Origin of the sequence: Paraburkholderia sp. CI3 (assembly GCF_050436505.1) — a bacterium.
In the GTDB taxonomy this organism is placed as follows: domain Bacteria; phylum Pseudomonadota; class Gammaproteobacteria; order Burkholderiales; family Burkholderiaceae; genus Paraburkholderia; species Paraburkholderia tuberum.
In genome coordinates this window covers 3,731,732-3,754,678 of the sequence record NZ_JBNDMI010000004.1, presented here as the reverse complement: position 1 = coordinate 3,754,678, position 22,947 = coordinate 3,731,732, and the positions used below count along the sequence as shown (strand labels likewise).

Annotated in this window: 24 protein-coding genes; 8 read left to right on the top strand and 16 right to left on the bottom strand. The window is 63.6% G+C overall.

The window, feature by feature from the left end; translation table 11 throughout:
- Positions 1-43: 43 nt before the first annotated feature.
- Positions 44-916 (top strand): symmetrical bis(5'-nucleosyl)-tetraphosphatase, encoded by an 873-nt coding sequence (locus OKW29_RS38740; RefSeq protein WP_429294604.1) that lies wholly within the window; start codon positions 44-46, stop codon positions 914-916.
- Positions 917-952: 36 nt separating this feature from the next.
- Here OKW29_RS38740 and OKW29_RS38735 read toward each other — a convergent pair whose 3' ends face one another.
- The 8 genes from OKW29_RS38735 to OKW29_RS38700 form a co-directional block, all read right to left on the bottom strand.
- Positions 953-1,810, bottom strand: coding sequence for a lysophospholipid acyltransferase family protein (locus OKW29_RS38735; protein ID WP_187615921.1), 858 nt, complete (start codon positions 1,808-1,810; stop codon positions 953-955).
- Positions 1,811-1,848: 38 nt separating this feature from the next.
- Positions 1,849-3,129 (bottom strand): dihydroorotase, encoded by a 1,281-nt coding sequence (locus OKW29_RS38730; RefSeq protein ID WP_429294603.1) that lies wholly within the window; start codon positions 3,127-3,129, stop codon positions 1,849-1,851.
- Between the two features lie 60 nt (positions 3,130-3,189).
- Positions 3,190-4,215 carry an aspartate carbamoyltransferase catalytic subunit gene (locus OKW29_RS38725; RefSeq protein ID WP_429294602.1) on the bottom strand — a complete coding sequence of 342 codons (1,026 nt, stop codon included), beginning with the start codon at positions 4,213-4,215 and terminating at the stop codon, positions 3,190-3,192.
- A 68-nt stretch (positions 4,216-4,283) separates the two neighbouring features.
- A complete protein-coding gene (gene pyrR / locus OKW29_RS38720; protein WP_429294601.1) occupies positions 4,284-4,823 on the bottom strand; it encodes a bifunctional pyr operon transcriptional regulator/uracil phosphoribosyltransferase PyrR in 540 nt (179 codons plus the stop codon).
- On the bottom strand, positions 4,810-5,250 hold the full coding sequence (gene ruvX, locus OKW29_RS38715) for a Holliday junction resolvase RuvX (protein WP_184038467.1): 441 nt from the start codon (positions 5,248-5,250) through the stop codon (positions 4,810-4,812). The genes pyrR and ruvX overlap by 14 nt, the downstream gene beginning before the upstream one ends.
- 10 nt (positions 5,251-5,260) lie before the next feature.
- Positions 5,261-5,839 carry a YqgE/AlgH family protein gene (locus tag OKW29_RS38710; RefSeq protein WP_090803272.1) on the bottom strand — a complete coding sequence of 193 codons (579 nt, stop codon included), beginning with the start codon at positions 5,837-5,839 and terminating at the stop codon, positions 5,261-5,263.
- 308 nt (positions 5,840-6,147) lie between these two features.
- On the bottom strand, positions 6,148-7,554 hold the full coding sequence (locus OKW29_RS38705) for a hypothetical protein (RefSeq protein WP_429294600.1): 1,407 nt from the start codon (positions 7,552-7,554) through the stop codon (positions 6,148-6,150).
- Between the two features lie 374 nt (positions 7,555-7,928).
- Positions 7,929-8,099 (bottom strand): rubredoxin, encoded by a 171-nt coding sequence (locus OKW29_RS38700; protein WP_006047743.1) that lies wholly within the window; start codon positions 8,097-8,099, stop codon positions 7,929-7,931.
- A 383-nt stretch (positions 8,100-8,482) separates the two neighbouring features.
- Between OKW29_RS38700 and OKW29_RS38695 the strand changes: the two genes are divergently transcribed.
- Positions 8,483-9,346 carry a hydroxymethylpyrimidine/phosphomethylpyrimidine kinase gene (locus tag OKW29_RS38695; protein WP_429294599.1) on the top strand — a complete coding sequence of 288 codons (864 nt, stop codon included), beginning with the start codon at positions 8,483-8,485 and terminating at the stop codon, positions 9,344-9,346.
- A gap of 308 nt (positions 9,347-9,654) precedes the next feature.
- On the opposite strand, the gene OKW29_RS38690 is transcribed toward OKW29_RS38695, so the two are convergent.
- Positions 9,655-9,855: a hypothetical protein gene (locus OKW29_RS38690; RefSeq protein WP_429294598.1), complete on the bottom strand. Its 201-nt coding sequence runs from the start codon at positions 9,853-9,855 to the stop codon at positions 9,655-9,657.
- Between OKW29_RS38690 and OKW29_RS38685 the strand changes: the two genes are divergently transcribed.
- Entirely contained in the window at positions 9,844-10,863 is a 1,020-nt protein-coding gene (locus tag OKW29_RS38685; protein ID WP_429294597.1) for a chondroitin 4-O-sulfotransferase, read from the top strand. The genes OKW29_RS38690 and OKW29_RS38685 overlap by 12 nt on opposite strands.
- 26 nt (positions 10,864-10,889) lie before the next feature.
- Positions 10,890-11,528: an adenylyl-sulfate kinase gene (cysC, locus tag OKW29_RS38680; protein ID WP_429294596.1), complete on the top strand. Its 639-nt coding sequence runs from the start codon at positions 10,890-10,892 to the stop codon at positions 11,526-11,528.
- Positions 11,529-11,732: 204 nt separating this feature from the next.
- Here cysC and groL read toward each other — a convergent pair whose 3' ends face one another.
- The 4 genes from groL to OKW29_RS38660 form a co-directional block, all read right to left on the bottom strand.
- Positions 11,733-13,373: a chaperonin GroEL gene (gene groL / locus OKW29_RS38675; RefSeq protein WP_429294595.1), complete on the bottom strand. Its 1,641-nt coding sequence runs from the start codon at positions 13,371-13,373 to the stop codon at positions 11,733-11,735.
- A gap of 53 nt (positions 13,374-13,426) precedes the next feature.
- On the bottom strand, positions 13,427-13,717 hold the full coding sequence (gene groES, locus OKW29_RS38670; protein WP_008923887.1) for a co-chaperone GroES: 291 nt from the start codon (positions 13,715-13,717) through the stop codon (positions 13,427-13,429).
- A 938-nt stretch (positions 13,718-14,655) separates the two neighbouring features.
- A complete protein-coding gene (locus OKW29_RS38665) occupies positions 14,656-15,060 on the bottom strand; it encodes a DUF2471 domain-containing protein (protein WP_429294594.1) in 405 nt (134 codons plus the stop codon).
- Positions 15,061-15,098: 38 nt separating this feature from the next.
- A complete protein-coding gene (locus OKW29_RS38660) occupies positions 15,099-15,380 on the bottom strand; it encodes a hypothetical protein (RefSeq protein ID WP_187627382.1) in 282 nt (93 codons plus the stop codon).
- A gap of 326 nt (positions 15,381-15,706) precedes the next feature.
- Between OKW29_RS38660 and OKW29_RS38655 the strand changes: the two genes are divergently transcribed.
- Both OKW29_RS38655 and OKW29_RS38650 read left to right on the top strand, forming a co-directional pair.
- On the top strand, positions 15,707-15,904 hold the full coding sequence (locus OKW29_RS38655) for a type II toxin-antitoxin system VapB family antitoxin (RefSeq protein WP_429294593.1): 198 nt from the start codon (positions 15,707-15,709) through the stop codon (positions 15,902-15,904).
- Positions 15,901-16,272, top strand: a complete 372-nt coding sequence (locus OKW29_RS38650; protein ID WP_429294592.1) for a type II toxin-antitoxin system VapC family toxin — start codon at positions 15,901-15,903, stop codon at positions 16,270-16,272. The genes OKW29_RS38655 and OKW29_RS38650 overlap by 4 nt, the downstream gene beginning before the upstream one ends.
- Positions 16,273-16,669: 397 nt before the next feature.
- Here OKW29_RS38650 and OKW29_RS38645 read toward each other — a convergent pair whose 3' ends face one another.
- Both OKW29_RS38645 and OKW29_RS38640 read right to left on the bottom strand, forming a co-directional pair.
- The gene (locus tag OKW29_RS38645; protein ID WP_429294591.1) at positions 16,670-17,380 is read right to left on the bottom strand and encodes an FkbM family methyltransferase; all 711 of its coding nucleotides are present in this window, start codon (positions 17,378-17,380) and stop codon (positions 16,670-16,672) included.
- Between the two features lie 322 nt (positions 17,381-17,702).
- Positions 17,703-18,092 carry a hypothetical protein gene (locus tag OKW29_RS38640; protein ID WP_429294590.1) on the bottom strand — a complete coding sequence of 130 codons (390 nt, stop codon included), beginning with the start codon at positions 18,090-18,092 and terminating at the stop codon, positions 17,703-17,705.
- A 349-nt stretch (positions 18,093-18,441) separates the two neighbouring features.
- On the opposite strand from OKW29_RS38640, the gene OKW29_RS38635 reads away from it, so the two are divergent.
- Both OKW29_RS38635 and OKW29_RS38630 read left to right on the top strand, forming a co-directional pair.
- Positions 18,442-19,065, top strand: a complete 624-nt coding sequence (locus OKW29_RS38635; protein WP_429294589.1) for a hypothetical protein — start codon at positions 18,442-18,444, stop codon at positions 19,063-19,065.
- An 83-nt stretch (positions 19,066-19,148) separates the two neighbouring features.
- Positions 19,149-20,582 carry a hypothetical protein gene (locus OKW29_RS38630; protein WP_429294588.1) on the top strand — a complete coding sequence of 478 codons (1,434 nt, stop codon included), beginning with the start codon at positions 19,149-19,151 and terminating at the stop codon, positions 20,580-20,582.
- 96 nt (positions 20,583-20,678) lie between these two features.
- Here OKW29_RS38630 and OKW29_RS38625 read toward each other — a convergent pair whose 3' ends face one another.
- Positions 20,679-22,922 carry a polysaccharide biosynthesis tyrosine autokinase gene (locus tag OKW29_RS38625; RefSeq protein WP_429294587.1) on the bottom strand — a complete coding sequence of 748 codons (2,244 nt, stop codon included), beginning with the start codon at positions 22,920-22,922 and terminating at the stop codon, positions 20,679-20,681.
- Positions 22,923-22,947 lie beyond the last annotated feature (25 nt).

The following is a 22,947-nucleotide window of genomic DNA, read 5'->3' as shown; positions in this document are numbered from 1 at the left end:
CGTCGTGCGGCACCGCGCGTATCGAATCGCCTTGATTTCCTCGATGACACCCCTCAACGCTTCCAGTACCTCCGCTCCCCTCGTCCCTCTTGCTTTCGGCGATCTGCAAGGCTGCCGCGCACCGTTTCGGCAACTGCTGGCCAAAGCCGCGCCGCCGGACGGCACACCGCTGTGGTTCGCCGGCGATCTGATCAACCGCGGCCCCGACTCGCTCGACACCTTGCGCGACGTGATCGCGTTCGGCGAGCGCGCGGTGCCGGTGCTCGGCAATCACGATCTGCATCTGCTGTCGGTGTCGGCGGGGATTCGCAAGTCGAAGAAAGGCGACACGATCGAAGACATCCTCGCCGCGCCCGATGCCGCCGATCTGCTCGAGTGGATACGCCACCGCCCGCTCGCGCATTTCGACAACGGCATGCTGATGGTGCATGCGGGCGTGCTGCCGCAATGGGATGCGACGCTGACGCTCGAACTCGCCGACGAGTTGCAACGCGCACTGCGTGCGCCGAACTGGAAAGAGACGCTTGCCGGCTTGTACGGCAATGAACCGAACCGCTGGAAGCCGGGCCTGAAGGGTATCGAGCGTCTGCGCGTCACGTGCAGCGCGTTGACGCGCATGCGCTTTTGCAGCGCCGATGGCGTGATGGATTTCAGCAGCAGCGGCACGCTCGCATCCACGCCGAGCGGCTGCATGCCGTGGTTCGACGTGCCGTCGCGCCAGACCGCCGATGTGACCGTCGTGTTCGGTCATTGGGCCGCGCTCGGCCTGATGTTGCGCGACAACCTGATCGGCCTCGACTCGGGTTGCGTGTGGGGGCAGAAGCTGTCGGCGGTACGGCTCGCGAAAAACCCGGCTGAGCGGACGTTGACGCAAGTCGATTGCGATTCGCTCGGCGTGCCGCGCGGGGGCAACTAACCAGAAGACGGCGACGCTGCCCGGCAGCGCCGCCGCTTAGACCGAGCGGCGCGGCTGATCGACGGGCTCGATCAGCGTTTCCGCCGTCTCAGCGGCGTCGCTCGACGACGCAGCATCTACGACGTCGCCCTCTTGCGCGACCGTCCCCGCCACTGCGTTGCCGGCCTGCATGTCCCGCAACGCGTTCGCCACCACCTGCTGAGCCTGCGCCGCGAGCACCCGCCGGTCCGCGTCCGGCGCGAGCGGTGCGCCAACATATACGTGGGCGGTCAGCGGACCGCCACGCAACAGCATGTCGAGCGAGTCGGACAACGACACGTCGTCGATATATGCGGGTGCCGTCGACTGCCGGCCCTGCGCGTCCTCGTACATGATGCACAGCGGCTGCACCGGCACACCGGCCGACACCGCGGCCTGGAACATGTTCGCGTGAAACGGCAGCAACTCGAGCCCGTTCGACGTCGTGCCTTCGGGGAACACGCACATCAGTTCGCCCGCGCTGAGCCGTGCGGCGAGTTCGTGCATGATGCGCTTCGCGTCACTGCGCTTCTCGCGCTGGATGAACACCGTATCGAGCTGCTGTGCGAGCCATCCGACCACCGGCCATTGCCGGATCTCCGCCTTCGAGACGAACGGCGTCGGCCGCCACGCGTTGATTACGTAGATGTCGATCCACGAGATGTGATTGGCGACGACGAGCACGCCACGATCGAGCCGCACCGCGTCGTTATGCACGACGAGGCGCATGCCGCACAGCCGCAGCATCTTCAGCGACCACGCGCGATTGAGCGCGTGACGCCGCTCGGCGCTCGCGTTCGGAAAGCGCGTCGCGACGGTCCACATACCGTGCAGCAGATGCGTGATGAGACGGACCTTGCGTAACGCGAGCTTCATGGCCGGAGCTTTCCTTGACTGGACCGAAACGATACCGCTCAGCGCTGTTCGTAGGCGAGCTGACCGGACACGACGGTCGCGCGCACCTGTGCCGGCAGCTCGTAGCCGAGGAACGGCGTGTTGTGCCCCTGGCTCTTCAGCGCACGCGGCTCGACGCGCCAGTGAGCGTGACGGTCGAACACGCAGAGATCGGCCACCGCGCCGAGCGCGATGCGGCCAGCCGCTTCGAGGCCGAGCACCTGCGCCGGCGCCGCGGTGATGCGATTGAACGCGGTCGCGAGCGGCACGCCCGCTTCGTCGGCCCACTTCACCGTCAGCGACAGGAACAGTTCGAGGCCGGTTGCGCCCGGCGTCGCTTCGGCGAACGGCAGCAGCTTTTCGTCGTCGTCGACCGGCGTGTGCGCGGAGCAGATCGCATCGATCGTACCGTCGACGAGGCCCGCGCGGATCGCTTCGCGATCGCGCTGCTGGCGCAGCGGCGGATCGAGCCGGAACTGCGCGTCAAAGTAACCGATGTCGAGGTCGATCAGATGCACGTGGTTCACGGTGACGTCGCACGACACCGGCAGGCCCTCGCCCTTCGCCGCGCGCACGAGCGCCACGCCCGCCGCCGACGACACATGCGACACATGCACGCGCGCGCCGGTTACGCGCACGAGTTCAAAGATTGTATGCAGCGCGATCGTTTCGGCCGCCACCGGGACACCCGACAGCCCGAGCCGCGACGCCAGCGCGCCGCTCGCCGCGACGCCGCCCTTGCCCAGATACGCATCGACGGGACGCAGCCACACGGTGAAATCATAGGTCTTCGCGTATTGCAGCGCGCGCATCAGCACCTGGGTATCGACGATCGGCGTGTCGGCCTGCGAGAAGCCGACGCAGCCCGCCTCGGTCAGCTGGACCATCTCGGTGATGACCTGCCCCTTGAGACCGACCGTCAGCGCGCCGAGCGGATACACGTGCGCCTTGTTCTGATTGCGCGCGCGGAACTTCAGCATTTCGACGAGGCCCGGTTCGTCGAGCGTCGGATCGGTGTCCGGCGGACATACGAGGCTCGTCACGCCGCCCGCGAGCGCCGCGGCCATTTCCGAGCCGAGCGTCGCCTTGTGCTCGTACCCCGGCTCGCGCAAACGCGCGCACAGGTCAACGAGACCCGGCGCGATCGACAGACCGCGTGCGTCGAGCGTGCGCTCCGCCTGGAAGCCGGCCGGCGCGTTGCCCAAGGCAGCGATCTTGCCCGCCTCGATAAAGATATCCTGCTGCTGTTCGGTGCCCGCTGCCGGATCGACCAGCGTGCCGCCTTGAATATGAATCTTCATGCGCTGCCTTTGTTAAACCTGTGGTTCAGCCTATCGTTCGGCTTCCCGATCAGTCGTTGCTTAGTCGTTATTGCCCGCGACGATCCCCATCACCGCCATGCGCACCGCGATACCGAACGTGACCTGATTCAGGATCACCGATTGCGGGCCGTCCGCGACCTGCGAGTCGATCTCGACGCCGCGGTTCATCGGGCCGGGGTGCATCACGATCGCATCGGGGGCGGCGAGCGCGAGACGCTCGGGCGTGAGCCCCCAGCTCTTGAAGTACTCCTGCGACGACGGCAGCAGCGCGCCGCTCATGCGTTCGTTCTGCAGGCGCAGCATGATGATCACGTCGACATCCTTGAGACCTTCGTCGAGGTTGTGGAACACGCGCACGCCCATCTGTTCGAGGCCGCCCGGCAGCAGCGTGCGCGGACCGATCGCGCGCACTTCGGGCACGCCGAGCGTGGTCAGCGCATGAATGTCCGAGCGCGCGACGCGCGAATGCAGGATGTCGCCGACGATCGCGACGCGCAGCTTCGTGAAGTCCTTCTTGTAGTGGCGGATCGTGTACATGTCGAGCAGACCCTGCGTCGGGTGCGCGTGACGGCCGTCGCCGGCGTTGATCACGTGCACGTGCGGCGCGCAGTGCTGCGCGATCAGGAACGGCGCGCCGCTCGACGCATGACGCACGACGAACAGATCCGCGTGCATCGCCGACAGGTTGTTGATCGTGTCGAGCAGCGATTCGCCCTTGCTGGTCGACGACGCGTTGATGTTCAGATTCAGCACGTCGGCCGACAGCCGCGTGGCCGCGATCTCGAACGTGGTACGCGTGCGCGTCGAGTTTTCGAAGAACAGGTTGAACACCGACTTGCCGCGCAACAGCGGCACCTTCTTCACTTCGCGATCGGTCACGCTGACGAACTGGTCGGCGGTCTCGAGAATGTGATTGACGATGGCCTTCGGCAACCCCTCGATCGACAGCAGATGTTTGAGCTCGCCGCTCTTCGTGAGCTGCGGGTTGCCCTTCAGGAAGCCGTAGCGGAAGCGCTCGGATGCGCTAACGGAGGAATCTTGCGGGGCCGGGGTGGCGGTGTTCATGATGTACCTGCTTCAAATACGGGCTTCAACGTGATCGAGGTCGCGTCGACACGCCGCTCACGCGCGTTTCAATCGACGCGCGCTTCAGTGTGAAAAGAAAACCGCTGGCCGCCCGCGCCGTCGTCTTCACGGGCCAGCACGAGCGTCGCATCGGCGGGTACGTCGACCACGCCACCGACGAAGCGCGCCGCCACCGGCAACTCGCGTCCGCCCCGATCGGCGAGCACCGCGAGTTCGACCGATGCCGGCCGGCCATAGTCATACAGCTCGTTGAGCGCCGCGCGAATCGTGCGGCCGGTGTACAGCACGTCGTCGACCAGCACGATGCGGTGGCCATCGACCGCGAACGGTAGCGAGGTCGGGCTTGCTTGCGCGTGCAGCCCTTTCTTCGCGTAGTCGTCGCGATGCAGCGCGACGTTCACCACGCCGAAGCTCGGCAGTTTCAGGTCGCGCGCGAGCCGCTCGGCGAGCCACGCGCCGCCGCTATGGATACCCGCCAGTACCGCCGCGTCGGCACCGGCTTGCGTGGCGGCGAGCTGGTCGCCATACGCCGCTCGAATCTGGTCGAGCAACGCGCGATACAGCGCTTCGGCGTCAATGGAACTCATGATCGTCGGAAAGTCCGTCTAGATATTGCTGGAGGATGATGCTCGCGGCTTCGGCGTCGAGCATGTCGGCGCGGGCATTGCCGGCGCGGATTTCCGCCTCGGCCTCGACCGACGAGTAGCGCTCGTCGACCCACGTGACCGGCAGATTGAAGCGGCCGTTCAGCTGGTTGCCGAAGCGCTTCGCGAGTTGCGTGCGCTCGTGCGGTGTGCCGTCGGGGTGCATCGGCAGGCCGACCACCAGGGCATCGGGCTTCCATTCGGCGATCAGCTTGCCGAGCGCTTCGAAGCGGTACTCCCTGCTGCGGTTCTGCACGACGACGAGCGGCCGCGCGCGGCGCGTCAGCGAATTGCCGACTGCCACGCCGATGCGTTTCTCTCCGTAGTCGAACGCAAGCAGCGTCGCCTCACGTCCGGCCGGCAGATTCATGCGCGGCCCCTCATGCGTGCCCGGCCTCGCCCGACAGCATCGACAACGACACGCCGAGCAGCGCGAGCGCCGCTTCGAGACGATCTTCGGCGGGCACGTCGAAAACGATCTTCGGATCGGCCTCGACCGTGAGCCAGCCGTTCTTGGAGATTTCGTCTTCGAGCTGACCCGCGCCCCAGCCGGCGTGGCCGAGCGTCAGCAGGAAACGCTCCGGACCGTTGCCGCTCGCGACGGCCTCGAGCACGTCTTTCGACGTGGTCATTTCGAGCCCGCCCGGCACCGACATCGACGACGTGTATGCGCTGCCGCCTTTCGGATCGTGCAGCACGAAGCCGCGCTCGGTCTGCACCGGGCCGCCGAAATACACGGGGACATGGAGAAGCGGTTCGATCTCGAGCTTCAGATCGATGCGATTGAAGAGCGCCTGCAGGTCGATATCGGTCGGCCGGTTGATCACGAGGCCGAGCGCGCCGCGCTCACTGTGATCGCAAAGGTAGACCACCGTTCCTGAAAACGTCGGATCGGCCATGTTCGGCATGGCGATCAGGAACTGGTTGGTCAGATTGATGCGATCGGTACTCTTGGACATAGTTCGGATTTTAGCAAAGACGATGCGCGATGGCGGGCTGCTTTGAGCATTGCAACGCGTTGGGTTGCACGCTATGCGACGCGCCATCGACGCCGGATCAAGTTGCACTCTATCACGCGCGCGACTTGCGCCATGCCGCGATCAGGCGCCGAAACACCGCGTAGAACGGCACGTTCGGCGCGCGTCGCGAAGTAGCGGGATTGTGACTTGTCACAATGGGTCTAAGCGGGTTCGGCGCGCGTCGGTCGTAGCGTTGCGGATGCAATTCGCGCGCCACGTCGCGCGTTTGGTTCGACCCGGCTTGCGCTTCACGCGCCGCCCTGCTCGATCGCACGCGTGAGCGCGGCGAGCGCCGCCTGCGTGAAGCTGCCGCCGGCCGGCCCAACGCCCGCGGCGACCTTGTGCAGCGACGCACGCAAGGCCTCGGCGGCCTGCTCGAGCGTGTCGGCCGGCGGCGCGCCGACGATCACGTGCGCGCGCACCGCCGGCGTCGCGACGCCCGCATGCGCACGACGCCGCCATGCGAGACCGAGCGCGTCGGCGAGCAGCGCCACGTGACCGAGACCGAGCGCGCAAGCGGCCGAGCCAAGCCGGTAGGCGGCGTCGCCCGCCTGCAGCGCTTCGCTCGGGTCGGCTTTTTCCGGCTGATCGGCCGCGCGCGCATGGGCGGCCAGCGCCTCGATGGACGCGTCGGCGGTCTGCAGGAAGTCTTCGTACGCGTTCGCGTTGACGCTCAGCACGCCGAGATCGCGCGTGTGCGGCAGCGACTGCGCCTCGAGCGCGCCCGCCTCCCACAGCGCTTCCGACGACTGCGTGCCGGCGACGTGCCAGTCGACGGTCAAGCCATAGTCGTGCAGCACCTCGACCTGGTCGGCGTCTTGCGCGGCCGCGCCGAACAGCGCGTAGTCGCGCCACAGCAGCGCGAGCGTCGCGCGCACCAGCGAACGCGGCGCGCGCTCGATGCCGCGCGCGTGATCGGCGAGCGCCAGGTTGCAGCGCGCGTAGAAGCGCCGCGCCTCGATATCGCGGATTGCGTGGCCGCGCGCGCGCAGCGCCTTCGCGCAGGCGCGCGCGAGCCGCCAGAAGTCATACGGATCGGGGCCGGCGAGTTCGGTGAACACGGCGTCGAGCTCGTCGAGCGCGGCGTTCGTGACCGCAAGCGCCACCGCGCTGCCTGTGTCGGCCTGCGAGCGCAGCACCGGTAGCAACGCGCGCTCGTAGCGCGCCCGCAGATGGGCAAGCTGATCGGCCGATTGCGCGTGCAGCGAAGCCGGCGGCACTGGCCGCGCGCACAGCGCGAGGTCTTCGAACGCGACGGCGGAGCCCGGCGTGGGTTCGATGAGTTGCGCACACAGCTCGCGGTAGTGGTTGAACAGCGTCGGCGAGCAACTGAGCTCGCGCAGATTGTGACGCTCGAGCGCCGCGCGGAAGTCGCGCAGCGCCGCGCCGAACACTGGCCGCGCGCTTTCCGCTTCGGCTGGCTCACCGCTCGCGAGCGGCGAGAGCCGCACGAGGGCGTCGGTGAAACGCTGCGCGCTGAGCCAGCCCGCCGTGCGCAATGCATGCGACGCGCGCAGCAGCGCGGCACCGCTCTCGTCGCGCTGCTCGAACGCGAGCGACGCCTCGGCGAGCGCGAGTTCCGCAGGGCGGACCGCGCCGCCGCGCGGGTTCGGCAGTGCATCGATGGAAACGGGTGCTGCGGATCGAAGAGTCATGGGCAGGCGACACGAAGCTGACGGGGCCGTCGCTTCGCGCCGCGTGTTGAGTGAGCGGAAACCGCGCGAACCGGCGACGGGACAATGACAGACTACCGTTGCGACACGACGCGACCGGCGATGTTCCGCGCCGGCGCGCTCAGACAGGCGCCGGGCGTGCCGGACGCATCAAGCGATTGCAGCAATTGCGCGGCGGATGACGCCGCTGACTTTTCGGGATCGAAGCTCAGGGTTCAGGTTCGGACCGAATCTCGGGACCCGGTTTGGGGGCCGAAGCTTCCGGCGTGTCGCACGAGCCCATCAAACCGCGACGCCGGAACAATGATCAAGCGACGCGAACGACCGACCGGCTGACGCCGGCGGCTTGCCGAACTTCAGATCTGGACCATTTCGAAGTCTTCCTTGCGCGCTCCGCACTCCGGACACGTCCAGTTGATGGGTACGTCTTCCCAGCGCGTGCCCGGCGCAATGCCTTCGTCGGGCAAGCCGGCCTCTTCGTCGTAAATCCAGCCGCAAATCAGGCACATCCAGCTTTGATATTCCATTCTTTTGTCGCGTCGTTGAGTCCGTGGAAGCGGGAGCCATGATGGTACCGTGTTGCCGCCCCCATGCCTAGCAATCGAAAACTCGCAATCGTAGCGTGGACCGGGCTTCGGCGGTGCGCCCGCGCGCCGTGCGCACGACGCTCGCGGCGTCATGCCGCATGGTGGTGGGGACACCCGGCAGCGCGATAGGGGGCGCCCTCGGCAAGCTCGCGGCGCTAGCGTGGCAACCTCAACGCGATCCCCGCCGGCCGCGCGTCAGCGGGCCGCGAGCCAGCCTCTGGCGATCCCCGCCGCGCGAAAAAACGCCCTCTCCACGGTTTAGGCCGCATAATTGAGCCAATTGCGCATTGCGCGCCGAAATCCTGCTTTCCTTATCCATTTTCATGCCCAGCGACACGCCTCCGATCGTCCTCACCTTCGGTCTCTCCGACCCCACCGGCGGCTCCGGCCTGCAGGCGGACCTGTTGACACTTGCCAGCATGGGCTGCCACGGCGTTTCCGTGCTCACGGGCTATACCGTGCGCGACTCGGCGAACTGCGACGAAGTCACCGGGCTCGACCCGGACATCGTCGCGACGCAGGCGCGCATGCTGCTCGAGGACATGCCGATCGCCGCATTCAAGGTCGGCGCGTGCACGCGCGCCGAAGTGGTCAGCGCGATCGCGGAAGTTGTCGCCGACTACGACGACGTCCCGCTGATCCTCGCCCCGGACTTCACGCTCGACGACGAGCACGTGCTCGCCGCCGACGAACTGCGCGAAGCGATCGCCGATCTGCTCGCGCCGCAAACCACGCTGCTAGTCGCCGACTCGGCGACGCTGCTCGCGCTCGCGCAGCCCGACGGCGACGCGGAGGCGCCGAGCCTCGACGCGGCGATCTCGCACCTGCTGTCGCAGGGCTGCGAGTACATTCTGTCGACCGAAACCGGCACGCATCGGCTCGTCAACACACTCTTCAGCGAGGACGGCCAGTTGCGTCAGGACATGTGGGACCGCGCGCCGCATCGGTTGACGGGCCTGACCGATACGCTCGGCGCGGCGATCGCCGCGCTTCTCGCCAACGGCCAGGAGCCCGCGGAAGCGGTGCGCGAAAGCCAGGAGTATCTGTATCAGGCAGTGCGCAATGCGTTCCGGCCCGGCATGGGGGCGTACATGCCCGATCGCTTCTTCTGGGCGCGCAGCAGCGATGAAGACGAAACGCCGCCCGCGCAAGGCAAGGGCGCGGCGCCGGGGGAAGCGCGGCACTGACCTCGCCATTTGTCGGCATCGACTAAAAACCCGCTGTCAGCCGGTTTTTTCATTAATGCGACTTTCGCGATTGGTGCGACTTTCCATTCGATTTATCCAAATTGAATAATGTAATTAGCGCGTAGCTATGGCTACTGCCGCGCCCAGTTCGTCTCGTGGGCATCTTAGTCAATTTATTGTGCATAGCCGCATGAATCTTGCTGTCGGCGATGCAACCACACGTTATACCGCGTAATTAAACGTTACAACGCCAATGACATCTTTTGTCTAGACTTTACGCATCACGATCAGTCATATGTCCCCACATGTCATTTCCCACCTTTTTCATCCATCCACCGAAATGCGGCGGTTCGACCGTTATTTCGTTTTTTGATTTGAATAAAGGTAATGACCAATTCATTAGCTTTGTCTGGGATCAGGATGGCTGGGGAAACTGTCGCGCGAAGCTGCTCGAGACGCAGGTAGGCGGCGGTCATCTCCCGTATGGCATTCATCGGATGATCAAACATCCGGTCAACTACTGCACGATCCTGCGCGAGCCGCTCGCGCGCCAGATCTCGCACTACTGGTATGCGGCGAACGGCAAGAACGGCCAGATCACGCGCGGCGTCAGCGTGTCGGCGACCGAGGCTCTGGCGCTGCAAGGCGTACTGTCGCTCGACGAGTGGGTCAGCGAATCGCTCGGCGGCAGGAACCTGTTCGTGCAGATGCTGAGCGGCGAGCCGGCGGTCAACGAAGCGAGCCTCGCCGTCGCGCAAATCCATTTGCGCGAACAGATCGGTACCGTCGGCGTCTGCGAGGACATGAGCGAATTCTTATTGCGGCTGTGCGGTGCGACAGGGATGAAATTACCGTTCTGTTTCGAAGCGAATCGCACCAATGGTGCGCCGAAAGGCAAAGCTCACATCAGCGAAGCAGCCAGACAAAAGTTCATCGACGACAATAGCCTCGATTACGAACTGTTCCGCGACGCGAATCGAATCGTCGAAGCCTATGCGAATGAAACGGGCAGCGTCTTTTCGAATGCGCTCGAATTGGTCCGCGTGATTCAGTCCGAAATAAATCAGCTCGAGAATCCGCACGTCTATAGCGCGACGGTTTTCGGCATCGATGGCTCATTCCTGTCGCGCGTGCATGAGGTGATCCGCCGCTTCGATCTCGCGCCGATCGACACCTATCTGGAGTTCGCGCGAAGCCGGCAGCGTCCGCCGGTCGACCTGTTCGACGGTTTTGTCGACACGGTGCGCGACGGCGTAGTGTGCGGCTGGGCCGTCAACCTGAGCGAGCCGCAGCGGCAGGTACCGCTCGAGGTGCGGGTCGGCACGCAGATCGTCGCGACCGGCTGCAGCGGCGAGCCGCGGCCCGATGTGGTGAGCGCCGGCTATCCGAGCGCATACAGCGGATTTTCGATTCCACTGCCGAACGATATTCCGGAAGGCTTTCGCGTTACCATTGCCAATTCCACCGAAAGCCTGCACAACGCCGGCACGTGGCGGCAAGGCTGGCACTGCGAATGAGCCAGAAGAGCCAAGAGAACCTATCCATGAAAGAGCCGCCCCAGTTCGTGCAACGCTTCCACGGCAAGATCGCGGTGCAGGACCGCATACGCATGTTCGATCAGATGCCCGCCACGATCTGGCTGACCGGCCTGTCCGGCGCCGGCAAATCGACGCTCGCGTTCGCGCTCGAGGAGCAGCTGATCGCGCTCGGTCACGCCTGCTATGTGCTCGACGGCGACAACATCCGCCACGGTCTGGCGAGCGACCTTGGATTCGAGCCCGACGACCGGCGCGAAAACATCCGCCGGGTCGCGCACGTCGCCCACTTGATGAATGACGCGGGTCTGATCGTGATTTCCGCGCTGATTTCGCCGCTACGCGAAGATCGGGCAATGGCGCGCGCGATCATCGGAGCCGACAAGTTCGTCGAAACCTATGTGTCCGCCTCGCTCGCCACGTGCGCGAGCCGCGATCCCAAAGGTCTTTACGCGAAAGCGAGGTCTGGCGAGATCAGCTCGTTCACCGGCGTATCTGCGCCCTATGAAGCGCCGATCGATCCCGACCTGCACGTCGACACGGGAACGCTGAGCCCCGCGCAAAGCGTCGCGCAGATCTTCCACTACCTGCGCGAAAAGTGCCTCGGAAGGTCCTCTCATCGCTCGGCTCACGCCGCGGGCGCCTGATCCGGACAAAAGGGCGTCCGGAAGCGCTCGCCAGCAAGCACATCAACGCCGGCCCCAAACGAAAAAAACCCGCATAAGCGGGTTTTTTCGTTTGGGGAAACGCCTCGCGGCGCACTCCCCACATGGACTTCCAGCCGGGCCTCGGCCGTGATCCAGACGCGCGGCAGTTCAACCACGCGGCCGGACCACGAGGCCCGAGCGGAATTACATGTCCATGCCCATGCCGCCCATGCCGCCGGGCATGCCGCCAGACATCGGAGCATCTTCCTTCGGCAGTTCGCAGACAGCTGCGTCGGTCGTCAGCAGCAGGCCAGCAACCGAAGCTGCGTTTTGCAGCGCCGTGCGCGTCACCTTCGTCGGGTCCACGACACCTGCGTCGACCAGGTCGACGTACTCGCCGGTCGCTGCGTTGTAGCCGTAGTTGCCCTTGCCAGCAGCAACCGCTGCCACGACGACACTCGCTTCTTCGCCACCGTTGGCGACGATCTGGCGCAGCGGCTCTTCCATGGCGCGCAGAACGATCTTGATACCTGCGTCCTGATCGGCGTTAGTGCCCTTCAGGCCAGCGATTGCCGTACGTGCACGGATCAGCGCGACGCCGCCACCCGCCACGATGCCTTCTTCCACAGCCGCGCGCGTTGCGTGCAGTGCGTCTTCGACACGTGCCTTCTTTTCCTTCATTTCGACTTCGGTCGCAGCACCGACCTTGATCACTGCAACACCGCCTGCCAGCTTGGCGACGCGCTCTTGCAGCTTTTCACGGTCGTAGTCCGAGGTCGCTTCTTCGATCTGCGTGCGCACTTGCTTGACGCGAGCTTCGATGTTCGCTGCTTCGCCAGCGCCGTCGATGATCGTGGTGTTTTCCTTGCCCACTTCGATGCGCTTCGCCTGGCCCAGTTCAGCCAGCGTTGCCTTCTCGAGCGTGAGGCCGGTTTCTTCAGCGATGACCTGACCGCCGGTCAGGATCGCGATGTCTTCCAGCATCGCCTTACGACGATCGCCGAAGCCCGGAGCCTTGACGGCAACGGTCTTCAGGATGCCGCGGATGTTGTTGACGACCAGCGTTGCGAGCGCTTCGCCTTCGACGTCTTCAGCGATGATCAGCAGCGGACGGCCAGCCTTCGCGACTTGCTCGAGCACCGGCAGCAGGTCACGGATGTTCGACACCTTCTTGTCGTGCAGCAGCACGAACGGGTTCTCGAGCACGGCGACTTGCTTGTCCGGGTTGTTGATGAAATACGGCGACAGGTAGCCGCGGTCGAATTGCATACCTTCGACGACGTCCAGCTCGTCTTGCAGCGACTTGCCGTCTTCGACGGTGATCACGCCTTCCTTGCCGACCTTGTCCATTGCTTCAGCGATGCGCTCGCCGATCGACGAATCGCTGTTCGCCGAGATCGCGCCAACCTGGGCGATTTCCTTGTTGGTCGTGCACGGCTTGCTGATCTTGCGCAGTTCTTCGATTGCGGCTGCAACAGCCTTGTCGATACCGCGCTTCAGGTCCATCGGGTTCATGCCCGATGCGACGTACTTCATGCCTTCGCGGACGATCGATTGCGCGAGAACCGTAGCGGTCGTCGTGCCGTCGCCTGCGTTGTCGCTGGTCTTGGAAGCGACTTCCTTGACCATTTGCGCGCCCATGTTCTGGAGCTTGTCTTTCAGTTCGATCTCTTTCGCGACCGACACACCGTCCTTGGTGACCGTCGGGCCGCCGAAGCTGCGCTCGAGAACCACGTTGCGGCCCTTCGGACCCAGCGTGACCTTCACGGCGTTGGCGAGAATATTCACGCCTTCGACCATCTTGGCACGGGCGGAATCACCGAATACGACGTCTTTAGCTGCCATCTTCTAACTCCTTGAATACTTTGGATATAACCGGTGAAGTAGCGACCTTGCGCTTACTTCTGCACCACGGCCATGATGTCTTCTTCGCGCATCACGAGCAGTTCGTTGCCGTCGACCTTGACGGTCTGGCCTGCGTACTTGCCGAACAGGACGCGGTCGCCGACCTTCACGTCGAGCGCAATGGCTGCGCCCTTGTCGTCGCGCTTGCCCGGGCCGACTGCGAGGATTTCACCTTGATCCGGCTTTTCCGCTGCGGCTTCGGGGATCACGATGCCCGACGCGGTCTTGGTTTCCTGATCCAGACGTTTGACGATCACGCGATCATGCAAAGGACGAAGGTTCATACATACTCCTCTCTGATTGAGACTGAAGAACGCTGAGAAAAACCCGGCTGGCCGAGCCAACCGGAGATGTTGTTAGCACTCTCGTGCAGCGAGTGCTAATTATATGGACGGGCAGTGACAAATTCAAGAAGCGGGGAACGCGGTCGAAGTTCACTCACTGTCGAGATTCACTCAACATTGAACTTTGTTCACTTAAGTTTGAACTCGCTGCCGCAGCGGAACGCGACCACCGCAGATTATTCATAACAAAAACAAGAGCTTGCGTTCGGATCATCACTTGCTGAGGCGCGTGCTTGGGAGCCGGCCACTGCAACCTTTCCAACCGCTACTTGGGCGCACGTGACCGCGGTGTTCCCAATCCCAGGGAAATCCCTATCATCCTGTCGCTAACATAAATCGCTCGAATGTAGTTCAGGAACGAGGTCGTAGGTCTACAGCAACGAAGGACACCATCGATCCAAACGCTCCAAAAAGGAACGCCGCCGTGGGAAGCCGCCAGAACTGGAGGTTGCGAAGTAGTGAATGGTGGTCACAACCTGTCTAGAACACCAATTGAGAGTTTCGTTGACTAGCGAAATGTGTGGTCGCTTCAAGGGCGATGAACGATCGCGTCTTTGGCAATACAGCCTGCAACCCGGTCCTGTATGTCACACCCCTCCGTTAACTGCAATGCATCAACATGTCGTTGACATCATTGTGCAGCTTATCCCATCAGTCACAACGGCTATGTCTGGCGGCCAGTCCGCTATTTCGGCGATTCTCGTTTAAGAGTGCGCTCGTCAATGACATTCACATACTCAAGCAATCTTAGTGTATGTCTTTGGTTGTTGAAGACCGGATCTGCGAACAACGGCTCGACGGCACGAGCCAATGTCCATCTTTGCCCGGCCGGCGCGCTCAGCGACTCGAACTATTGGAAGACGACTCATATCGGCACATTAGTCCTGAGTGGCCACATCGGTAGCGGCGGCCTGTACCAGTGCGCGCACGAGCAGGTAAACGGCTGGCAAGTTGTCGTCGTCACGTCGCCAGTCGACAGGTTCGTCAAGATCCATCCCGGACAAACGACTGTCCTCAAACCGGACAAACGTCGAGCGTACAGTCTCGTTGTGCCTCGCTTGGAAGCCCCGATTCTCAAAGACCTGCTCGTCGATTGTCAGCAGCGTGCGCCACGTCGGCAATCGCGCGCCATTTGAGTATCGGTGACGACCATTGTCGAGGTAACGGCCTGCGACCGTTGCAATGATCTGCTGGAGGTCAAGCGACGCGCTGCGGAGTGCGCGTTCGAGGGCGACAGGATTGATGTCTTGGATATCCATATCAAGAGCAGAATCGTTAATCATGCTGCTATTTCCCGGAGGACGCGCGACAACTCGCAGCATCAAAGTTGACGCTTCAACAACGCTTGGTTTCGCTGTGCCAACAACTGACGGATCTGGGCCAGATAGCTATCACCGACCGTACAGTCTTCAACAGGCCGGCTATGTTGATGAAGCGTTGGTGGACGTACGCCGAGATAGCGGCACACAGCGGACAGGTAGGGTTTGCCGTTGCCTCCCAGATGTCGCGCAGCAGCAGCCACACGCACGTCTCCGACATGCTTGCGCAGCCACTCAAGCATTTCGCGGTCACCGTTGTTCAAGATGCGGATGAGTTGGTTCATGACCGATCCTGTATATAAAAACAGTACTGTTAATCTATACAGTATTTGACGGAGATGCAAGTCAATTCGCAGGATGTTGGACACGTCGGAAAGAGAAGATGGCGATCAAGGTCGATGCACACCGATCGTCGAGCATGCAGAGGCATGCGAAGCTCGTTACGGCGGTCAACGAGACGTTGCGTCGCCTCCGACAGGCCGGTTCGCTGTTCTTGTGTACAAACTGTATCGGAACGTCGCGTCAAAACGGACTTGTTACGACAAACAAAAGACACGGTTATAGGCATCAAAAGATGCTATAATTGATGCGTACATTTATGGAGGTACCCATGCGTACGACCATTGCGCTCGATGACGATTTGATCGCCAAGGCCCAAGCCTATACGGGTGTGGAGGAAAAAACGGCGCTTGTGCGCGAAGCGCTCAGGGCCTTGATCCAGCGTGAAGCCGCCAAACGGCTCGCAAATCTTGGCGGCAGCCAACCGGGCATCAAGGGAGTGTCGCGACGCCGGCAGGACGCCGAATGATTCTTGTCGACACGTCAGTCTGGATCGACCACATCAACGCTGCTGATCCTATGTTGATCGGCCTGCTTGCCGAGGAGCGTGTGTTGGCTCATCCCTATGTGATTGGCGAGATTTCGCTGGGTAGTCTGCGTGACCGTGACGTCGTGCTTGGCGCGTTGCTCGATCTGCCGCGTGCGTCGGTTGCAACGCCCGAGGAGACGTTTTATCTGATCCAATGCGAGAGTTTGTTCAATCGTGGCATCGGATATGTCGACACGTCACTGTTGGCGTCGGCGCGCCTGCAACCCGGCGTCACCATCTGGACGCGCGACAAGCGATTGAAGAAAGTTGCCGATGAACTCGACTTGGGTGCGGTGCTCGCGCATTAGATAACGGAAAAGGACTTGTGTGGGAGACCGGCACATTAGAGCGACAGGATCGGTTCGGCGGCAACGCAGGCCGTTTGACTCAACGGAAAAACATGAAGGGTATCAGCCGTTGGCCGTTATAGTTCCGGATGCGCTCCAGAAAGTTCAAAGTTGAGCCATGACGAGGCAGCGACTTGGGAGCGGAGCGCCCGCTCGAAACGTCAAACCCAGGGAAATCCCCCATAAGCGCGGGCCGTTACGATAGTCAGCCTTCAGGCAAGTCGAGGGGACTCGTGAATGTGCTTCACGGCTGAGGCACCAGTCGGTCCAGGTATATCTGGACCGTTGCAGCGGCCGTTGATAGTGGGATTGTGAAATTGATAGCAGCTGCAAGGACGATACTTGCAGAGCCGTAGCGCTATAACTGAGTTCGAAAGATTTGAGATCTTTCCACTCTGAAGATCAGCGACAAATATGTCCAACTGACCAGTCGGTAATTGCGCTCCTCCAGATAGCGAAATATGGCGGAATCTATTACTTCCCTTATCGAAGTCAGTGTAGACTCCACAATAATGATCTTTGGTTTATACGTGCTGATATCAATCGATCGCAAGACTTCGTAATCGTGACCTTCCACGTCGATGGAAAGCAGATCGATTTCCTGACCGGCGTACGGGGTGTGCGCGAGAACGTCGTTCAATGTGGTGGTTTCAACGGTCCGGACAGAGATAGGCTTCTGGACTTCGGCCGCAGCCACTACGGGATCTATGGTCGAAGTCAACCCATAATTTGAAAAATTATAGACTTCCTTGAGCTGTTTCTCGTTCGAGACGGCCGCACATACATTGACATCACCAGACCGCGCAAGAGAAAACGTTTCAATTTTCACTGGATCCATGTCTATGTTGATGCCGCGCCAACCACGCTTGTAAAGCGCATGTGTGTTCGAGAACTTGACAGGGTGGTATGCACCAACGTCGACATAAACACCCTTATTGCACCGGGGACTGATTATCTCGCGCAACACCGCGTCCTCTCCAAACTGCGAGTAGTACAAACGCGGCCCGCGTGTTATCCACGTCTTGCGGACGAGCCAAAGGAAGTGTCCGAACGTCCTCGGGTTCAACATAATCGCTCCTCACTTCGAAACGATAACGGCAAAAGGTCAAACAGCGTTTGATCTGGAAGCTTGCCGAGCAGAAGGTCGGTCCGGCATTACGTTAGCCATTGAGAGTTACATCTGCAGACTACTCGACGGTTAGCCGAACATTAGGCGAAAGTCATAATAATGTGTATTTTTGGCCGAAACCGTCGAGTGATGCAAAAAGCTTCCGGTTCCAGTCGCTTCGCATGTCGCGGAATACAACCGCGCGAGATTCAGACCGGCGAAGCCTTCTGCATGAGGCCACGATCCGCCAGTTTCGGTCGCCCAACAGCGCGCTCGTTTCACTTCACTTCTGCGCAGGCCGGTGCAACGCATTACCCGCCATCCACTTGAGCCGTTCGCAATTGACCTTGATGCGCGCCGCGAATTCCTTCGGATCTCGCTCGCGCAGTGCGTTCATCTGGCTATTGGTGATGTCGGCGCGGTGCCAGCCCGTGTCCCAGTGCTGATCGAAATCGGTCGCACCGGTCAGGACCTTTCGGAGCCGCTCCTTATAGGCGCCGATCCGCTCGGGCGACACGTCGCAAAACGCCTGCGCGAAGCTTGCGCGCTCGCCCGCCGTCTCCGCGCTCATGTCGGCGTCGCTCGCACCGCTCGCGAGCGGCGCGGCGAGCGACAGCACCGACAGACAGAACGCTGCGCAAAGCGGCCGATAGCGATACGATAGGTTTTTCATCTTCGACTCCTGACGATCCTTCGTGGCGACCAGGGATTGTCCCGATCTTCAACGCCGCCTCGCCGATTGTGTCCTGATTGCACTGCACGATGGCGTTTTCGCGCGCTATCCGATGCATCGCGTGGCCAAACCGCGGTGCTACGCTCGTTAAAGCGGCATTCGCGACGTGCCCGCTCCGGGGAGCCGTGGCGCAAGCACCGCAACGCCACGGCCTATCGGCAGGCCGCGACAGAAGCACGAGCGCCAGGCATGAGAACGAGCTCGAACACGACGCGCAACGAGCACAGAACGAAAGCACGACACGAAATCAAACACAAAAAGGCGAGACATCGCTGCGGGAGTGACTGCGATGGCATTTAGAACATATACCGTACTGACGCTGTTGGTGACGAGCACTGCCGCGTTCGCGTGGCGGCCTGTCACCTATCCGATCCGAAGTCAGAGCCCTTACGAGCGCAGCATCGACAACGCGATGTGCTACGCCGAGGCAAACCGCGTGACCGGGGTCAACATGGCCCACGAGTCGCAGATTCCGCCGCGTCAGCCGCCCGCGGCCAAAGGTGCGTCGACCGGCGTACCGTCGAAACCGCCGCTTCCGCCTAGTTCCTTCTCAGCCACGCCGCTGCCGTGGAGCGCGAGCGCGCCCGAAGCCGCGAGCGCGCCGTTGGCTGGCGCGCAAGCGCCTGGCGGCGCATCGTCGGCGAAACCGGTGAACGAAGCCGCGGCCGGCGCCAGCGCGCCAGGCGCGCCAGCCACCGCGGCGGCGAATGCACCGCCGAACGCATCGGCAGCGGCAACGGGCCCCAGTGCGACCGCGGCACCAGGCGCGTCGGATGGGGCGGCCGCTTCGCTGCAGGCCAACGCGGCGTCGAACGTGAAGCTGCCGCCGCTGCCCGCGCCCGAGCCGCCGATGACCCGCTATTGGGCCGCCTACGGCGCGTGCATGCAGGCGCGCGGTTACGTCGTCCAGTAGTCCGGCCGACGCCGCTTGCGGGCGTCGTTGCATTCATTCTTTTTGATGGCGCCGCCCTTCGGCGCCAGTGGAGCGACACGGCCATGCCGCGCGACACGACCTCCGACCAGCCGTTTTTCCATCACTGCGCATACTGCGGCGTGCCGCTGCCGGGCCGCTTTTCGCCGTGTCCCGCATGCCATGCGCTGCCGATCGATTCGTTCGATACGGACGACAAGCCCGGCGAGCGCTCCGTGCGATCCCGGGCGCCGAGCGCATCGCGCACGCAACTCGAACCGCTGCCAGCGGCCGCGAGCTTGCCCGCGGACCGTTCGTCGCGACGCTCCGCGCAAACGAAGATGAGCCCCTACGATCTGATCGACGAAGCGACGTTCGAGCCGGGCGGGCGTCGACGGCGGCATCCGCTCGCGCTTGCCGCAGCCGCGCTCGCGACGCTCGGCGTCGTGTACGTCGGCTTCGTTCTACTCAACGACGACGATGCGAGCGTCGACACGCCGGTCACGGTCTTCGGCACGGTGCGCCCGGACAACCCTGGGCAAGCCCCTGCACAGAACGTTGCGCAGAATGCGGCGCCGGCGGTTGCCGCGGCGCCGAAGCCGGCGTCGATCGTCGCGCAACGGCCGCGTCCCGTTGTCGTCGCGCGGCAGCAACCGGCGAACGTGCACGCGGCCCCCGTCGCGCCACCGGCACCGCCCGTCGTGGCGACCGCGTCCACCGTAGCGCGATCGTCACCGCCCATCGTGGCGACCGCACCGACCGTTGCGCCATCGTCACCGCCGGTCGTTGTGACCGCGCCTGCCGTAGCGCGATCGAGCCCGCCCATCGTGGCGACCGCACCGACCATCGCGCCATCGTCACCGCCGGTCGTTGCGACCGCGCCTGCCGTGGCGCGATCGGCTCCACCCGTCGTGGCGACCGCGCCCGTCCCAGCGCGCCCGTCAACGCCCGTCGTTGCGACCACGCCGACCGCAGCGCGACCGACACCGCCCGTCGTCACGACCGCGCGCGCCGTAGCGTCAACGAAGACATCGAGCGCGGCCATCTCCGCGCCCACGCCGCGTGGCATGGCGCTCGCGTCGACCAGCACCAACACCAACACCGACACCGACACGATGGCCGCCCCGCTCATGCAAGCCGACAAACAGCGCGCCGACGCCGAGCGCAATCTGAAAGCCGCGCACGGCTATCTGCAACGAGGCAATCTGGCGGCGACCAGAGCACGCCTCGCCGCCGTAATCACCGCGCAGCCCGACAATCGCGACGCGCGCAGCATGCGCGCCCAGGTGAGCACGCTAGAGCAGCAACGCGACGCGTTGCTGAGCCTCGCGCGCGGCTGCAGCAACGTGGGACATTGGGAGTGCGCGTCGCACAACGCCAACGAAGCGTTGCGGATCGATTCGAGCAGCAAGGCCGCGCAACGGCTCGTCGCGCTCGCGTCGCACGAGTCGGCGTGGCAGACCATGCAGCCGACGGCGGAAGAGTCGCGCGCATTGCGCGATCTGCTGCGTCACCACTAAGGATTGCGAGGTATCTCGCGGGACGGCGGCACGGGCGTGCAGTCGATCACGCCCGCCCGCGCGGCGCCCCGAAAGACGCGCGCGCGGGCAGCAGTGTCAGCCGGCGATGCTGTCGTAGCCGTAATAGCCGCCCTGATACCCTGAGCCGAGGAACGCCGCTTCCTGCGGCACGTCGGTGAGCAGCACGCCGCGCAGACCGACGCCACCGTTACGCAGGCGTTTGGTGGTTTCGATGATCTCATGCAGCGGTTGACGCCCATGCCGCACGACGAGCAGCGTCGTCGCCGCGTATTTGCCGATCAGCGTCGAGTCGGTCACGGCGAGCACCGGCGGCGTGTCGATGATCACGACGTCGTATTGCGGCTTCAGCACCTCGAGCATCGCTTCGAAGCGTTTGCTCATCAGCAGCTCAGCCGGGTGCGAGGGCAGCGTGCCTTTCGCGAGCACGTCGAGGTTGGGCAGCACGTCGCGCTGGATCATCGCGTTGAGATCGCCGCCGCACAGCACGTCGGACAGTCCCGGCCGATGGCTGACGCCGAAATGCGAATGCACGTCGCCGCGTCGCATATCGCCGTCGATGATCAGCACGCGCTTGTTCGCCGACGCGACCAGCGTCGCCAGATTCACCGACAGGAACGACTTGCCCGCATCGGGCCGCGAGCCGGTGATCATCACGACGTTGTTGGCCGCATGATCGAGCGACAGCTGCAGCGAGGTGCGCAGATTGCGCACCCCTTCCACCGCGATATCTTCGGGCGCCTGTTGCGCCAGCACATGCTGCCCGCGCTGGCGCAGCGACACCTTTTCCTGCAGGCGCAACTGCGTCTGGCTGCGCGGCACCACTGCGAATACCGGCACGCCGAGCATCCCCTCGAGTTCGTCCGGGCGCTCCACGCCGCCGCGCATCGCGCGCCGCAGGAAGACCAGCAGCAAGCCGAGCGCGAGGCCGCCGCCAAGCGAGATCAGGATCACCAGCATGCGCTTCGGCCACACCGGATCGTCGGGCGTTTCGGCGAAGTCCACCACGCGCACGCCGCCCACCTGCCCCGCCTGCGCGACCCGCAGTCGCTGCACGCTGTTGAGCAGGTTCGTGTACAGATCGGTGTTCACGTGCACGTCGCGCTGCAGACGCAGCGCGGTCTGCTCGGTGTCGGGCATCGTCGAGACGCTGTGGTTCATCGTGCTCTGCGCGCCCTGCAACGCGGCGATCTGCGCATCGAGCGCGGCGACCATCGGATGATTCGGCGTAAAACGCTGCAACAGCTCCGCGCGCTGCTGCTGCAGATCGAGCAGCTTCGTCTTGTTGTCGACGATCTGCTGCAGCAGCAGCTTGCTTTCTTCACCGAGATCGACGGCGCCATGTGTATTGCGGAACTTGCCGTAGCGCTCTTCCGCGTCGTCGAGCGCCTTGCGCGCGTCGGGCAGTTGCTGTTCGAGATACGCGAGCGTGTGGTCGGATTCGGTCGAACGGCTCGCGAGATCCTGCCGCACGAACTGGCGCGCCACGTTGTTGACGATCGCCGCGATCAGCGCCGGATCGGCGCCTTCGAGACTCACGCGGATCACGCCAGAGTCCTCCGCCGTTTCCTGCACGACCATCGTCTTCGCCAGACGCTCTACCGTGCCGAGCGTCGACGCGCGCGTCAGCTCGAAACGCGAGCCGGGCGCGCCGACCAGTGTGTCGACGTGCAGCGTGACCGGGCCGACCGCGGTATCGGTTTGCACGGTCTCGCCGACGCGCCCCGACAGGATCGCGCTGCCGTGAGGATCGCGCAGCATGAAGGTGTTGCCGGCGCCCGCGACCAGCGTGAAGGTCTCGCCATACAGGTCCTTCGACGTGTCGAAGCGCGACACCGCGATGCTCTCGTTGCCCCACGCGAACCCGCGCAGGTTGACGAACGACGGCAGCCGGAACCACCAGTGCCCGTTCACGAGTCCGGCGATCTTGCTGCCGATCACCGGCAGATAACGCGGCTTCGCCGTGATGTCGAGGTGCAGCGCGCGGACCGCCTCCTCGGTGACGAGACGCGACTTCAAAAGCTCGATCTGCGCCGCGGTCGACGGCTTCGAATCGTACGCGCCGGGAAGCGGCGCCGCCGCGTCCCGGCCGTTCGCATTGACGTTCACCGCGTTCGCCGTCCTGTCCTGGACGTGAAACAGCACGTCCGAACGATAGACCGGCGGCGTGAGGAACGCGTATGCGCAACCGAGCGCGAGCGCGATCAGCGTCACGGTGAGGATCGTGCGCCAACCGCGCACGATCGTGCGCACGTAGTCCGACAGATGCAACTGCCCCGGTTCATACACGCCGGCGTAACGGTTTTCGTAATTGATTGCCATGTTTTCACCCAACAAGGCCTGCCGG

Bases quoted from the DNA above. Each gene is read 5' to 3' on its own strand.
- OKW29_RS38700 (WP_006047743.1), bottom strand. From the start codon at position 8,099: ATGGAATATCAAAGCTGGATGTGCCTGATTTGCGGCTGGATTTACGAC.
- OKW29_RS38725 (WP_429294602.1), bottom strand. From the start codon at position 4,215: ATGAACACCGCCACCCCGGCCCCGCAAGATTCCTCCGTTAGCGCATCC.
- groL (WP_429294595.1), bottom strand. From the start codon at position 13,373: ATGGCAGCTAAAGACGTCGTATTCGGTGATTCCGCCCGTGCCAAGATG.
- OKW29_RS38665 (WP_429294594.1), bottom strand. From the start codon at position 15,060: ATGATTAACGATTCTGCTCTTGATATGGATATCCAAGACATCAATCCT.
- cysC (WP_429294596.1), top strand. From the start codon at position 10,890: ATGAAAGAGCCGCCCCAGTTCGTGCAACGCTTCCACGGCAAGATCGCG.
- OKW29_RS38655 (WP_429294593.1), top strand. From the start codon at position 15,707: ATGCGTACGACCATTGCGCTCGATGACGATTTGATCGCCAAGGCCCAA.
- OKW29_RS38635 (WP_429294589.1), top strand. From the start codon at position 18,442: ATGGCATTTAGAACATATACCGTACTGACGCTGTTGGTGACGAGCACT.
- ruvX (WP_184038467.1), bottom strand. From the start codon at position 5,250: ATGAATCTGCCGGCCGGACGTGAGGCGACGCTGCTTGCGTTCGACTAC.
- OKW29_RS38735 (WP_187615921.1), bottom strand. From the start codon at position 1,810: ATGAAGCTCGCGTTACGCAAGGTCCGTCTCATCACGCATCTGCTGCAC.
- OKW29_RS38690 (WP_429294598.1), bottom strand. From the start codon at position 9,855: ATGTTTGATCATCCGATGAATGCCATACGGGAGATGACCGCCGCCTAC.
- pyrR (WP_429294601.1), bottom strand. From the start codon at position 4,823: ATGAGTTCCATTGACGCCGAAGCGCTGTATCGCGCGTTGCTCGACCAG.
- OKW29_RS38710 (WP_090803272.1), bottom strand. From the start codon at position 5,839: ATGTCCAAGAGTACCGATCGCATCAATCTGACCAACCAGTTCCTGATC.
- OKW29_RS38645 (WP_429294591.1), bottom strand. From the start codon at position 17,380: ATGTTGAACCCGAGGACGTTCGGACACTTCCTTTGGCTCGTCCGCAAG.
- OKW29_RS38730 (WP_429294603.1), bottom strand. From the start codon at position 3,129: ATGAAGATTCATATTCAAGGCGGCACGCTGGTCGATCCGGCAGCGGGC.
- OKW29_RS38660 (WP_187627382.1), bottom strand. From the start codon at position 15,380: ATGAACCAACTCATCCGCATCTTGAACAACGGTGACCGCGAAATGCTT.
- OKW29_RS38740 (WP_429294604.1), top strand. From the start codon at position 44: ATGACACCCCTCAACGCTTCCAGTACCTCCGCTCCCCTCGTCCCTCTT.
- OKW29_RS38650 (WP_429294592.1), top strand. From the start codon at position 15,901: ATGATTCTTGTCGACACGTCAGTCTGGATCGACCACATCAACGCTGCT.
- OKW29_RS38705 (WP_429294600.1), bottom strand. From the start codon at position 7,554: ATGACTCTTCGATCCGCAGCACCCGTTTCCATCGATGCACTGCCGAAC.
- OKW29_RS38640 (WP_429294590.1), bottom strand. From the start codon at position 18,092: ATGAAAAACCTATCGTATCGCTATCGGCCGCTTTGCGCAGCGTTCTGT.
- OKW29_RS38695 (WP_429294599.1), top strand. From the start codon at position 8,483: ATGCCCAGCGACACGCCTCCGATCGTCCTCACCTTCGGTCTCTCCGAC.
- OKW29_RS38625 (WP_429294587.1), bottom strand. From the start codon at position 22,922: ATGGCAATCAATTACGAAAACCGTTACGCCGGCGTGTATGAACCGGGG.
- OKW29_RS38630 (WP_429294588.1), top strand. From the start codon at position 19,149: ATGCCGCGCGACACGACCTCCGACCAGCCGTTTTTCCATCACTGCGCA.
- OKW29_RS38685 (WP_429294597.1), top strand. From the start codon at position 9,844: ATGATCAAACATCCGGTCAACTACTGCACGATCCTGCGCGAGCCGCTC.
- groES (WP_008923887.1), bottom strand. From the start codon at position 13,717: ATGAACCTTCGTCCTTTGCATGATCGCGTGATCGTCAAACGTCTGGAT.